Raw genomic sequence first — 13,300 nt, 5'->3', positions numbered from 1 at the left:
CAGTTATTTGAATAATATTAGACTTTTTAAATTGTTTTTTAGCCTGATTAATATTTCTTAGCCCCAATGGATGATTTGCGAACTACGCTCGCTACTTTTTCGCCCGACGACCGCAAGGATTTTGGGCGCTTCATCCAGCGGCAGGGCAAAAAGCAAAAGGATCGGCTAGACCTGCAACTCTATGAGCTGCTGCTCCAGCAGCGTGCCTACACCACCGAGCAACTCGTGAGCCGCCTCTACCCCGACGAGGCTAATGCCGTGGCTTACTATGCGTTACGCAAGCGGCTCATGCGCCACCTTACCGATTTTCTGCTGCTGCGCCAGCGCCAACAAGACCCTACGGCGGCCTCTTCGGTGCGCGGCTTTTTGTCGCTGGCGCAGTATCTGTTCGACGTAGGCGTACCGCGGTTGGCTTGGGGCATGCTGCGCAAAGCCGAAAAACTGGCCAGCCAAAACGAACAATACGAGCTGCTGAACACCGTCTACAACCTCCAGATTGCGCAGGCCAACAGCGAGCACGCCGACGAGCTGGCCGACATCATCCGTCGGCGCAACCAAAACAAGAAAGCCGCCGACGAAGAGGAGCGCGCCGGCATTGCCGACAGCCTCATCCGCCAGCGCCTGCGGCAAGCACGAATAAAGGGCCGCGCCGGCGAGTCATTCGACGCCATTTTGCAGGAAGTGCTGCGCGAGTACGATTTGCAGGAAGCCTTTGCCCGCCGTCCGGCGCTGCTGTACCGGCTCATGTCCATCACGCGCAGCGCCATGCTCGTGCGCCGCGATTTTGCTTCGTTTGCGCCCTTTGTGATGCGCTGCTACCACCTCATGGAAAAGCGCCACGGCTTCCAGCCCGCCCACCGCTACTACCAGCTAGGCCTGCTTTACATGGTGGCGCACGCCCTGTACCGCCTGCGTCGCTTCGACGAATCGGTGGCGTATCTGGAAAAACTTCGGGTGGTTCTGCACTCGGGGCCGCGCAGCAACTACGCCGAGTTTCTGCCCAAGCACACGTTTCTGCTGGCAGCTAACTACGCTTTTCAAAGACGCAATGGTGAGAGTATCAAGCTGTTAGTAGAAGTGATCAAGGGCGCCGAAGGTACGCTTTCACCCCGCGACCAACTCACGGCACGCCTCGGCTTGGGCTTTCATTATTTTGCCGAAGGACAGTTTGCCAAAACCAACCAAGTGCTTATTGGCATCGGCCGCTCCGACCATTGGTGCGAGCAGCAGATGGGCATCGAGTGGGTGCTCAACAAAAACCTGGGCGAAATGCTGACCCAACTCGAAATGGGCAACCCCGACCTTGCCTACAACCGGCTGCGGGCCATTGAGCGGGTGCTTCGCGAGCAGTTTGCCGAAGGTGGCCCGTATCGTTATGTGCTGAGTTACTTGGGGTTGGTGCGCGAAATCATCGACGACCCTGCCGCCGCCACGCGACCCGATTTTGCCGAGCGCGTCGATCAGCTGCCTTCGTTTCAGCCCCTGGAGCGCGAAGATATCCACGCTATCAGTTTCTATGCCTGGTTACGGGCCCGCATGTTGCAGCGCCCCTATTACGACGTACTAATGGAGCTTGCAAGTTAAGTGTTTGACAGTAAGATGATTGTGTATAAAAAAAGACCCGCTCCTGATTCAGGAGCGGGTCTTTTTTATAAGCAGCAAGCAGAAATTACTTCTTCTCAGGAGTTTCTTCTACCAACTTATCAGCTTCCTTGTTCTGAACCACAGCCGTGTCGCCGGGCTCGGTTGCCATGTCAGCTTTCGCGCTATCAACGACGTTGCCAGCGGCATCAGCCGTGTTGTTAGCGGCGTTTTCGGTAGCATTAGCAGCTTTGTTAGCATCACCACACGAAGTCATAGCAAACGTAGAGAAAGCAGCAGCAACGAACAGGGTCTTGAAGGAGATTTTCATGGCAGAAATAAAATGATGGAAATTCAACTTTAACTTTCCTTAATACCAGAATTCGGAAAAGGTAACCCGCGTTTCTTCGTACGCTTAGGTTGTGGTGCAGTTTCTGTACGCCATTGCCTTTCCTAATTTCCTTCTGTAAATATGGTTTTATATCGTATGCGCCTGATTGTCATCGTATTGTTGCTTGTGGCGTACGGTCAGCGCGCGGCGGCCCAAAAAACCGCCAACGACGGTTTTCTGCGGCTCAACGGGACCATGTACATCCTGCGCAACGGCGACAAGCTGCCCATGGAACACGATGTGCACCTGCCCAACGGACGCACTGTCACCCACGACGGCTTTGTGATAGCCGCCGACGGCAACCGTACAGAATTATCTGAGGGACAAGGCTGTACGCTGTCAGGCTTGCCTTCTCGCGTGGTCACGAGCAGCGACGGGCAACTGGTGTTGCAGGCCAGTGGCGCAGGCACTCCGCAGATGCTGGCATTTCCGGCCGGCACGGGTCAAGTTCCCGAGTACGAGGTTCGGCAAGGGCACCGGGGCCGCGGCTACTACAAAAAGCACGGCAAACAAAAGCACAAAAAACACGACGACTAAGTTGCAACGCGCAGTTAGTCAATGCGTTTGCCGTGGGTGTCGATGAAAAACGTGCGGCCTTTTTGCGTAACGCGGGCGCGGTGGTCAGCAAAATCGCTGGCATGGGCATAGCGGCCGAACGGGACCGTTCTTTCGCTGGGGTCGTCCAGATAATCTTCCGTGATGAAGGTGTAGGCGCCCGCAAGTTTCACGCGGGCCAGCCCCTCATGGAAAGAGTAAGCTTCCTGAAAAAGGATCGGCTCAGCAGTGGTCTCGTCGTTGCCGGAAATATAAAACCAGCCCCGTCGATCGAGTACGGCGGCATGGCCTTCGGAAAAGTCTAACGCGTTGTAATAGTACGAGTTAAACTCCTTCCCGTCTTCGTCGATAAAGGTGTATAGGTTGCCGATACGAGCGCGCGCATAGCCCTCCACATAGGGGTTGAGCGCATCGTAGCGCGGCGGAATAACTTCGTTGCCCTTCCGATCGACGAATCCGAAGGCATGGTCTTTTTCCACCACCGCCAGCGCACCTTTAAAGTCGCTCACTGAGGCGTAGCGGGCCGGGATCACGGGGGTGCCGTCAGCGGCTGCGAAACCCCATTTGCCATCTTGCTCAAACCGCTTCAGCGGCTTGTCTTGGCGGGCCGCGATCACCCAGATTACCACAACCAGCAGCCCCAGTCCACCCGCGGCCAAGCGCAGCCGGGGTACCTGCCACCACGCCCGCAACTGTTTCGTGGCTAGGGGTAAATATTTGTTAGACAGTGACTTGTATCGTGAGCCGGCTGGCGCGTTCTGGATGCGCCGCAGCAGGTTTTCCAAGCGCTGGATCTTGGAGTCGAGCGCCTGGTTTCGGACCGCCGATTCGGCTTTGGAAGCCTGAATAGCTTGTTCAATGGCCGTTTTTTCCTGTTGCTCAGCGCTGAGCTGCTGTTGCAGCACCACGGCTTCTGGCGCTACGGGCGGGGCCTGCGCCAATTGCTCGCGTAGCTGATTAATGCTGCGCTCGCGTTCGGCCTCGCGGGCTTCCATGGCCCGCAGTTTCTCGTCGAGTTCGGCTTGCAAACTGGCGCGGAGCTGTTCGAGCTCGGCTTTTTCTTGGCTGCGGGCCGCAAAGCTGCGCTCATCTTCGCTGTAGGAGCGGTCTACTTCTTCCAGGTCGGCGGCACCCAACCAGCGCCATAGCTGCGAAACTTTTTGCCGGATAAAATCGCCGGAAGATTCCGGGTCAGCCGCCGCCACATGTTGTGTTGGCAGCCCAATGTCGGCTGGCACTTCAAAAGCCGGCGCTATGTCAGTCAACAGCTGCCATAAGTCGGCTTCCGTCAAGTCGATTTCGGGTGTGGCGACCTGCGCCAAAAGGCGGGTAAAACGCGCCGGGTTGGCCAACAGGTGGAAGCTGCTGGCCGCAGGTACGGCTGCCATCTGCGGCTCCACTTCGGGCCCAAATTCCACAGTTTCGCCGAACAGCAACATGCCCGTAATAAAATTGAAGTTAACGGCGCCCGTTTCTAATAATGGTTGTAAGTAATTGGTTAACTGAGACTTATGATTTAAGAATTGCTGAAAAGGATTTACTGCCTGCTCCTTGGTTCTAACTGGCTCGTTATCAAGGCTCCAGGCGCCGTTGGCAAAGTCGGTGATGCGCAGGCGGCCCCCACGCGGCTCCAGTACCAAAATGGTGATGCTGTGCGGGCGCACCACTACGGCATCGAGTTGAGCACGGGCGTGCAGGCTCAGATTGCCGAGCAGCAGGCTGGTGGGGCCGTTGGGCTCCGCGGCCAACGCCGCGCGCACGGCCTCAAATTGAAGCTGCTGCGCGGAATCGGAAAAAGGTGCGGGCAAATAAACGTGGAGCATGGGGCGCAAAACGAGTTCCCTGGCTACAAGCAAGAAGAACGGGCAACTTCTACGAACTTTTCGGCGGTCCGGTCGCCTTAACTTTTCAAGGGAGAAGCAAGTATACGAGGTACTTCTCTTTGCCTAATGACTTTTGATCATGGATTCGACTGCCCCCACGCCCCAAACTCCCGTTACGCCCACAGTGCCCTTGGATGTAACTGATCAGCAGAACACCGCCTTGCTCGACGATACCGTCGCGCTGCTCAACGACGGCGTTCCCGAACCGGGTAACAAGCACGGACTAGCCGAAATTGATCGGTGGGAAGCCGTGTTGCGGGCCTCCGAGCGGCCGGGCCTGGCCAAGATCATTCAGGAACTAGGAACGCTGCGCGAGCAGATTACGGCCGAAACAACCGAAGCCCACGCCATCGCCGAAACGCTGGCTACGCTGGGTGCCGAAACTACCAAAATTGCCGAAGAAGCCGATAATGGCTACACCGGACCGCTGAAGAACCTAGGCAAATTGCTGATTAAGCTTGGCAATGCTTTGTCGCGCTAATAGTTGTAACTAGCTGTTAGCCAATAAAGTAAAAGGCCTCCGCTCAGACGAGCGAAGGCCTTTTACTTTATTACTTCCGGACGTTGCATCAGAAATGGCACTACACGTCAGGGTTTGGCGCAGTACTTTTGCGCCTTACTTTTTCCCGCGCGCTCATGCCTACTTCAGCCGACGACCTCACGATTTATTATCCGTTCGAAGGGATGCGCTTTGGGCCGGAGCAGTGCTTCTTGTGCGGCCGGCCCACCACACCGCCCACAGATTCGGTGCCGGTGTTTGCGCCGTGGTTGCAGGAACGCTACCAACTAGCCAACCGGCAAATCCTGTTGCTTGATCAGAGTGTGGTCACGTACAGTGACTTACGAATTCCGTGCTGCCCCCGCTGCCACACCCAGCACGTTGCGCCGCTGGAAGCGACGGTAGAGAAGGCTGCTGCGCAAGGACTCGACGCCATACGGGCGCTCGACGAGAAAACGCTGTTTTTGTGGCTCGGCAAAATGTTTTACGGCGTGCTGGTCACGGAACTCTTGACCGAGCTCGATCCCTTGGTAAAGCCCCGCTACCCGCTAGCCGAAAATGCTCAGATGTTGCGGCGATTTCAGGCGTTCTTCCAAACGTTTCAGGCGCTTCGCGTCCCGATTGTATTCGAAGATTTCAGCCCGGCTTCGGTGTTTGTATTAGAGGTTGACCCTCAGCAAGATACAGTGCCGTTCGAATACGACGACGATCTGACTACGATGACATTCAGCATCAAGCTCGACAACGTAGTCATCATGGCTTGCTTGTTTGATAACGGCATTATCCGGCAGGCGATGCGCCGTGTGTATGCCGATGCGCAGCGGCCGTTGCACCCGATTCAGGTAGCCGAATTCAAAGCGCGCGTATATTACGCGGCCTACTTGTTTAATGTGGTGCCCGATTATTTTCCGCGCCCGGTGCAGGCCGGCGACGACCACATCGTGTACGACACGCTTATCGACGACATCACCAGCGAAGTGTTTAACCCGTGGGAAAACTCGGCTTACGGGCAGTCGCTTTTGGAAATGTGGAAACGGTGGCAGATTCCGCTCAGCGAAATTTTGCGCGATCCTGCGCAGCCACTCAGCTTTCTCTATGACGCCGACGGTGTGTCGCGGAACATAGAAAAATACCCTGTTTAATTCAATATATTGGTAATCAGATGGTTAGCTGGCTTGCCAAACTGCAGGCTTTGCCGGATTTACCTTGCTGATTTTTACTTTGTCCCACTTGCCGAAGCGCACCCACTCGTCATACAAGGCCTCGTGCCGGTTGACGAGGAGGTCGATGCGGTGGCGGTAGCGGCGGTTCATCGTATCGTGCACGACGTAGTTGCCGTCGAGAGCGGGCGAAATACCGCTTACTGTGATGGAATCGCCGTAATCAAATTTGCCTCCGTGCGACTTAAGCATGTCGCGTGAGAGAGCCATCCAGCGGTTTTTGCTGGTGTGATGCCGCGAAATTCGCGAGTTGTCGGCCGTAACAAAGGGCTCGGCGTCGGTCTGGCTGGGTTCGGCATTATATACCGTAGCCGTAACGGTATAGCTTGGTAAAGTCGAAGGAAGATGCGTGGGGGCCGCGACGCGCCGTTCGAAAGAAACGCTGCGTGCGCTCATGTGTGCAACTACCGGAGGAACAACGGCAACAGAGGTGGTAAGGGGGCGGGGCGGAAACAAAAAAGTCAGTAAGAATAGGGCAATGGACATGAGAATAAGGTTGGTGGACCCTTCTTTAGACCCGAAGAGGATGGGCGGCCAGCGAGTCTGGCAAATGAGAGCAAGGTTAACCTGATTAGTAGAAAAAAGGTTGCAGACGAAAAATCAGAAGTAGACGAAAAAGGCCTTGAGAGCCCTTTAAAAGCCCATTAAACTAGATAAAAAGAATAAAATGTTGTATTAATGAGGGTAAAAATAGCCAATAAATACCAATCGCCAACTTTTCGGAAAAAATCACGGGTGAGTTCAGACATTAAAATTGGACTTTCAAAGCTTTCGGCTGATTTGTTTGTGCTAATAATATTAGTAGAAAAATGAGGGAAATTTTTGCCTTTTGAGGCAAAAAATCGAGCTGACCTGAAAGGCTGAAGTGACGGTGCAGCACTCGTCAGAACTCCTTCGTACGGGTTGTTAGGAGAAAATTTTCAGAAGTGGTTTTAGTAGCTGACACGTAGGCAATTAGCAAACTCAAGGGCAAAGCGAACGCAGTAAGTAATTGTGCGTAAAGAATAAGCTATAAACTCTGAGAGCCAAGCTGTTCCGTATCCACACAACCAAACCCAATCCGCTGATGCTATTTCCTGCTCTTCCTTCTGCCGCGGGGCCCCTGCGCGTAGCTACTTTCGCCAGCCTGCTGGCGCTTCTTGCAGCCCAAGGTTGTTCTTCGCCTTCTCAGCCCACTTCTCCAACGGACGCTGCCAGTGCTACCGGTGCCGCTGCCGACTCGAGTGCCAACAAAGGCAGTTCGGCATTGCAACTCGTGGCCGAATTGCGTGGTCCGCAGTTTGTGGGCGTAGCCGTTACGCACGACGGGCGCGTACTAGCCGATTTCCCGCGCTGGGATTACAACCCGGTGTACCCGATTGCGCTCGTTGGCAGCGATAATTCGGTGAAGCCTTACCCAGATGCCAGCTGGTGCATGTGGAATGACTCGGTGAAGAACGAGCCACAGAAGCACTGGATTTGCCCACAGAGCGTTCACGTTGATCAGAAAGGCACAATTTGGGTACTCGACCCAGCGGCACCCGGCTTGAAATACACGGTGGTAGGCGGACCGAAGCTGGTCAAAATTGACCCGAAGACAAACAAGGTGGTGCAAACCATTTCTTTTCCCGAATCGGTGGTGCCGCGCAAAGCCTACCTCAACGACGTGCGCATCGATACGCAGCGCAACATTGCCTACATCACCGAGTCAGGCATCGGGAGCCTGATAGTCGTTGATTTGGCCTCCGGAAAAGCCCGTAAGGCCTTGAGCAACCATCCGTCGGTAAAGGCCGACAAATCGTTGCAACTCAAAGCCGACGGCCACCTCATGGTGGATGCGAAAGGCAAACCCATGCAGCTGAATGCTGACGGCATTGCCTTGAGCCGCGACTTTCAGTATCTCTATTATATGCCCCTGACCAGCCACAAGCTCTACCGCATCAAGACCGAAGCACTGCGTAACGCCGCCCTTTCGGATGCGCAAGTTGGGCAACAAGTGGAAGACCTGGGAACGGTTCCGGCCTCCGACGGACTGGAAATTGATGCCAGCAACAATGTGTACCTGACCAGCTTCGAAACTAACTCGCTCGTGCGACGCACACCAGCTGGCAAAATCGAAACTCTTGTCCAGGACAAACGTTTGCAATGGCCTGATACATACAGTCTTACGCCAAATAACGAGCTGTACGTAACTACGTCGGCTATTCACAAAACTCCCAATTGGAACAAGGGTGTAAGCATGCAGGATCAGCCTTTTCACATCTTCAAAATGGCGCTGCCGAAGTAATGACGCCGGTGCGTTGTAGAAAAGCCTTTCTATTTTCGGAAGGCTTTTCCTTTTATTTTGGATAGATTGGCAAATGAAACTTAGCGCCTGAGTAATCGGTTCAAACCTAAAGCGTTTGAAATAGAGGCATATTTGAGTAATCGAATTTAGGTTTTTGCCTTTAGCCGAAGCGCTATACATTTACCGCTGACTCACCTAGCTCCGCACTAAATGGACGCTTACTCTTACATCGCCAACGCCCACGGCGACTACATCGACCAACTGTACCAGGCTTACAAGCAGAATCCGGAATCGGTTGATTTTGGCTGGCGCAAATTTTTTGAAGGCTTTGATTTTTCGCAGCAATACCCTGCCGAAGGTCAGCCTGTCTCAAATGGTAAAGCCGCTACTGCCCAACCCGCAAGTCGCCCTGCTGTAGGCAGCGCCGGCGTAGCTACCCAGGAGCAGCCTCAGGACTTCGGGGTGCTCAGTACCGTTGCGTCTACCAACAACGCCGGGGCTATCGAGCCACTTGACACGCACGCTACCGATAAGGAAACGGCCGTCCGCAACCTGATTCATGCGTATCGGAGCCGCGGTCACTTGCGCGCCCGCACCAACCCGGTGCGCGAACGCAAAGACCGCAAAGCCCGCCTCGAGATCGCGGATTTTGGTTTGTCGGAGGCAGATTTGGATACCAAATTTCATAACGGTGATCTGCTGGGCTTGGGCAAAGAAGCAAGCCTGCGCGAAATCGTGGCGGCGTTGGATAAGATCTACACCGGCACCATCGGCTTCGAGTACATGTACATCCGCGATCCCCAGGTTCTGGATTGGTTCCGGGACAAAGTGGAGAAGGATTCGCTGAGCTTTAATCCCGGACCTGAGTACAAGAAGCGCATTCTCAGCAAGCTGAACGAAGCCGTTGTCTTTGAGAACTTCCTGCATACCAAGTTTTTAGGGCAGAAGCGCTTTTCACTGGAAGGCGGCGAAACCACCATTCCGGCCCTCGATGCCATCATTGAAAGGAGCTCGGAACTCGGCGTGCGCGAAGTCATGATCGGGATGGCCCACCGGGGTCGCCTGAACGTGCTGGCCAACATCATGGGCAAAACCTACGAGCAGATCTTCTCCGAATTTGAGGGAACTGCTGTACCGGACCTGACCATGGGCGACGGCGACGTAAAATACCACATGGGCTACAGCTCGGAAGTAGAAACGTCTGCTGGGCAGAAGGTTAACTTGAAATTGGCGCCGAATCCTTCGCACCTCGAAGCAGTAAACCCGGTAGTTGAAGGCTTTGTGCGGGCTAAAATCGAGCACCAGTACGGCGACGACTACCACCAGATTCTGCCCATCCTCATCCACGGCGATGCGGCGCTGGCAGGGCAGGGCATTGGCTACGAAGTGACGCAGATGTCGCAGCTGGAAGGCTACAAAACGGGCGGCACAATTCACTTTGTGATCAACAACCAAGTAGGCTTCACCACCGACTTCGAAGATGCGCGTTCCTCGATTTACAGCACCGACCTAGCCAAGATTATTGACGCGCCGGTGCTGCACGTGAACGGCGACGACCCGGAAGCGGTAGTGTTTGCCGTACGTCTGGCTACCGAATACCGCCAGCAGTTCCACGCCGATATCTTCATTGATATGGTGTGCTACCGTCGGCACGGCCACAACGAGTCGGACGAGCCAAAGTTCACGCAGCCAACGCTTTACAACCTCATCTCGAAGCACAAAAATCCGCGCGAGGTGTACAACGAGATTCTGGTGCAGCGTGGCGATGTTGATGCCGAGCTAGCCAACCAGATGGACCGTGAGTTTCGCGAGATGCTCCAGGCCCGCCTCGACATGGTGAAGCAAAAGCCATTGCCTTATAAGTATCAGGCGCTCGAAAACGAGTGGCGCAGCCTGCGTCGCGCTACGCCCGAGGACTTCGACCAGTCGCCGGAAACGGGGGTGAGCGCAGAAGTGCTTGATAAAGTAGGCAAAGCGTTGACGACCTTGCCACAGGGCTTCCGCCCGCTCAAGCAAATCGAGAAGCTGCTGGAAGAGCGTCGCAAGATGTTTTTTGAAACGCGCATGCTCAACTGGGCAGCCGGCGAATTGCTGGCGTATGGCTCGCTCCTGCAGGAAAATCACATTGTGCGCGTCAGCGGGCAGGACTGCCAGCGCGGCACGTTTTCGCACCGCCACGCCGTGCTGCACGATGCCGAAACGTCGGCCCCGTACAACTCGCTCAATTACATGGAAGGCGAGCACGAAAACCTGCGCATCTATAACTCGCTGCTGAGTGAATACGGTGTGCTAGGCTTCGAATTTGGTTATGCCATGGCTAACCCAACGGCGCTCGTCGTATGGGAAGCCCAGTTCGGCGACTTCGCCAACGGTGCTCAGACCATGATCGACCAGTTCATCGTGTCGTCGGAGAGCAAGTGGCAGCGCATGAACGGCATGGTGATGCTCTTGCCGCACGGCTACGAAGGCCAAGGCCCCGAGCACTCCAATGCTCGCCCCGAGCGCTTCCTGCAACTTTCGGCCGAAAACAACATCGTGGTAGCCAACATCACGACGCCGGCTAACTTCTTCCACTTGCTGCGCCGCCAGCTGACGTGGAGCTTCCGCAAGCCGTGTGTGGTGATGTCGCCCAAATCGCTATTGCGTCATCCGCTGTGCGTGTCGCCAGCAGAGGAGTTCACGAGCGGCAGCTTCCGCGAAGTGCTCGGCGATGTGTATGCCGAGGCCAAGAAAGTAAAGCGCGTGCTATTGTGCTCAGGCAAAGTGTATTACGATCTGTTGGAAGAGCAGCAGAAGTCCCAGCGCACCGACATGGCCATTGTGCGTCTGGAGCAATTGCATCCTTTCCCGCAAAAGCAGCTTAACGCCGAACTCGCCAAGTACCCGAAAGCGAAAGTATTCTGGGTGCAAGAAGAGCCCGAGAACATGGGCTACTGGAACTACATGCTGCGCTTCTTGCGCCGCGAATTGGAAGATGTGATCGCACGTAAGCCAAGTGCTTCACCAGCAACGGGTTACAACAAAGTGCACGTAAAAGAGCAGAAAGAAATTGTAGCGCGTGCTTTCGAAACGGCAACCCCCGCCATCGAAAACGTAAAGGCTACTGTGGAGCAGGCCGATAAAAAGGTGACTGATTAATTCTTGAACCGAACAAACTTCCCAACCACGCACCGTATGGGTCTGGAAATCAAAATCCCCGCTGTCGGCGAGTCCATCACCGAAGTTACCATAGCCAAATGGCTCAAGAAAGACGGCGACGCCGTGAAGCGCGATGAGGTAATTGCCGAGCTCGAATCGGACAAAGCCACGTTTGAGCTGCCCGCTGAAGCCGATGGCACCCTGAGCATCCGCGTAGCGGAAGGCGAAACCATTGGCATCGGTACCGTCATCGCCGAGATCGGTGCAGATGGCGTTGAGGGTGCCGCCGCTCCCGCTGAGAGTGCAGCCCCGGCGCCGGCACAAGCTACACCAAGCAAAACCAGTGCACCCGCCAGCGCTGATCCCGTACAACAAGGCGAGCAAAATCCGCAAGCCAGCAACCAGTCGGGCTACGGTGGCTCGCAAGCCGGCTCAGCTAACACACCTACTCCGGCCGCTGCCCCTGCAGTTGCTGAAGCAGGAAGCAGCAGCGTGAAGGAAATGATCATCCCGACCGTTGGCGAATCTATTACGGAAGTAACGGTCGCGAAATGGCTGAAACCCGACGGAGCACAAGTGGCTCAGGATGAAATCATTGCAGAGCTAGAGTCGGACAAAGCTACGTTCGAGTTGCCAGCTGAGGCCAGCGGCACGTTGCGGCACGCCGTAGCCGAAGGACAGACGATTGCCATCGGCTCCGTGATTGCCCGAATCGAAGGAGGTAGCGGCGCTGCCAGCGCGGCACCGGCTGTGCCAGCAGCGGCTCCCGCCGCTTCGGCTCCGCAAACGGCATCGGCCAGCGCGAGCACCTCTACCAGTTATGCTACCGGCACGCCTTCGCCGGCCGCCGGCAAAATTCTCGACGAGAAAGGCATTGCGGCAAGCAACGTACAAGGCTCCGGCCGCGACGGTCGCATCACGAAAGAAGATGCGCTGAATGCCCAGGCTCGCCCAGCGGCTCCGGCGGCTCCTGCCCCGGCAGCAGTTCCTGCGGCCCAAGCGGCACCTGCCCCCGCAGCCAGTGGCAACCGCAACCAGCGCCGCGAGCGCATGAGCAACCTGCGCAAAACCGTAGCGCGTCGCTTGGTATCGGTGAAGAATGAAACGGCCATGCTCACCACCTTCAACGAGGTGAACATGCAGCCGATCATGGACTTGCGTAACAAGTTCAAAGACAAGTTTAAGGAGAAGCATCAGGTCGGCCTTGGCTTCATGTCCTTCTTCACGAAAGCCGTGTGCGTGGCCCTGAAAGAATGGCCCGCCGTGAATGCCCAGATCGACGGCGACAGCATGGTGTTCAACGACTTCTGCGACATCAGCATCGCGGTATCAGCTCCGAAAGGCTTGGTGGTGCCCGTGATTCGTAACGCCGAGGAAATGTCGTTCGACCAGATCGAGAAGGAGATTGTGCGCCTCGCCGGACTCGCCCGCGAAAACAAGCTGACCATCGAGCAAATGACGGGCGGCACGTTCACCATCACCAACGGCGGCATCTTCGGCTCGATGATGAGCACCCCGATTATCAACGCGCCTCAATCGGCTATTCTGGGTATGCACAACATCGTGCAGCGCCCCATCGCCGAAAACGGCCAAGTCGTAATCCGGCCAATGATGTACTTGGCCCTGAGCTATGATCACCGCATCATCGACGGACGCGAGTCGGTATCGTTCTTGGTACGCGTGAAGGAATTGCTCGAAGATCCGACGCGTCTGCTGCTGGGCGTGTAAATCGCTTGGCAAAGACAACAAAAAGGCGGCCCCGGAAAC

At 55.6% G+C, this 13,300-nt stretch carries 10 protein-coding genes; 7 read left to right on the top strand and 3 right to left on the bottom strand.

The features are described from left to right. Nucleotides 1-66 precede the first annotated feature (66 nt). Nucleotides 67-1,584, top strand: coding sequence for a hypothetical protein (locus tag H9I52_RS15935; protein ID WP_187454649.1), 1,518 nt, complete (start codon nt 67-69; stop codon nt 1,582-1,584). Between the two features lie 85 nt (nt 1,585-1,669). Here the strand turns inward: H9I52_RS15935 and H9I52_RS15930 are convergent, their stop codons facing one another. Beyond that, a complete protein-coding gene (locus tag H9I52_RS15930) occupies nt 1,670-1,912 on the bottom strand; it encodes a hypothetical protein (RefSeq protein WP_187454648.1) in 243 nt (80 codons plus the stop codon). 141 nt (nt 1,913-2,053) lie between these two features. Here H9I52_RS15930 and H9I52_RS15925 point away from each other — a divergent pair, with 141 nt between their 5' ends. Next, on the top strand, nt 2,054-2,509 hold the full coding sequence (locus H9I52_RS15925) for a DUF6799 domain-containing protein (RefSeq protein ID WP_187454647.1): 456 nt from the start codon (nt 2,054-2,056) through the stop codon (nt 2,507-2,509). 14 nt (nt 2,510-2,523) lie between these two features. On the opposite strand, the gene H9I52_RS15920 is transcribed toward H9I52_RS15925, so the two are convergent. Beyond that, nucleotides 2,524-4,350, bottom strand: a complete 1,827-nt coding sequence (locus H9I52_RS15920; protein WP_187454646.1) for a WG repeat-containing protein — start codon at nt 4,348-4,350, stop codon at nt 2,524-2,526. Nucleotides 4,351-4,489: 139 nt separating this feature from the next. On the opposite strand from H9I52_RS15920, the gene H9I52_RS15915 reads away from it, so the two are divergent. Together H9I52_RS15915 and H9I52_RS15910 are read left to right on the top strand one after the other, a co-directional pair. After that, nucleotides 4,490-4,891 (top strand): hypothetical protein, encoded by a 402-nt coding sequence (locus H9I52_RS15915; protein ID WP_139515624.1) that lies wholly within the window; start codon nt 4,490-4,492, stop codon nt 4,889-4,891. Nucleotides 4,892-5,046: 155 nt separating this feature from the next. Then, the gene (locus H9I52_RS15910; RefSeq protein WP_187454645.1) at nt 5,047-6,051 is read left to right on the top strand and encodes a hypothetical protein; all 1,005 of its coding nucleotides are present in this window, start codon (nt 5,047-5,049) and stop codon (nt 6,049-6,051) included. A gap of 24 nt (nt 6,052-6,075) precedes the next feature. Here the strand turns inward: H9I52_RS15910 and H9I52_RS15905 are convergent, their stop codons facing one another. Beyond that, nucleotides 6,076-6,615 (bottom strand): hypothetical protein, encoded by a 540-nt coding sequence (locus tag H9I52_RS15905; RefSeq protein ID WP_139515625.1) that lies wholly within the window; start codon nt 6,613-6,615, stop codon nt 6,076-6,078. Nucleotides 6,616-7,195: 580 nt separating this feature from the next. Here H9I52_RS15905 and H9I52_RS15900 point away from each other — a divergent pair. The 3 genes from H9I52_RS15900 to odhB all read left to right on the top strand — a co-directional run bounded on the left by H9I52_RS15900 (nt 7,196) and on the right by odhB (nt 13,261). Beyond that, on the top strand, nt 7,196-8,395 hold the full coding sequence (locus tag H9I52_RS15900; RefSeq protein WP_187454644.1) for an L-dopachrome tautomerase-related protein: 1,200 nt from the start codon (nt 7,196-7,198) through the stop codon (nt 8,393-8,395). 210 nt (nt 8,396-8,605) lie between these two features. Next, nucleotides 8,606-11,533, top strand: coding sequence for a 2-oxoglutarate dehydrogenase E1 component (locus tag H9I52_RS15895; protein ID WP_187454643.1), 2,928 nt, complete (start codon nt 8,606-8,608; stop codon nt 11,531-11,533). Between the two features lie 36 nt (nt 11,534-11,569). After that, nucleotides 11,570-13,261, top strand: a complete 1,692-nt coding sequence (odhB, locus tag H9I52_RS15890) for a 2-oxoglutarate dehydrogenase complex dihydrolipoyllysine-residue succinyltransferase (protein ID WP_187454642.1) — start codon at nt 11,570-11,572, stop codon at nt 13,259-13,261. The last annotated feature ends 39 nt before the right edge of the window (nt 13,262-13,300 follow it).

This window comes from Hymenobacter sp. BT491, from assembly GCF_014349165.1.
GTDB lineage: Bacteria > Bacteroidota > Bacteroidia > Cytophagales > Hymenobacteraceae > Hymenobacter > Hymenobacter jejuensis.
Note: the sequence above shows the minus strand (reverse complement) of the source record. Positions and strands in the feature narration are given on the sequence as shown.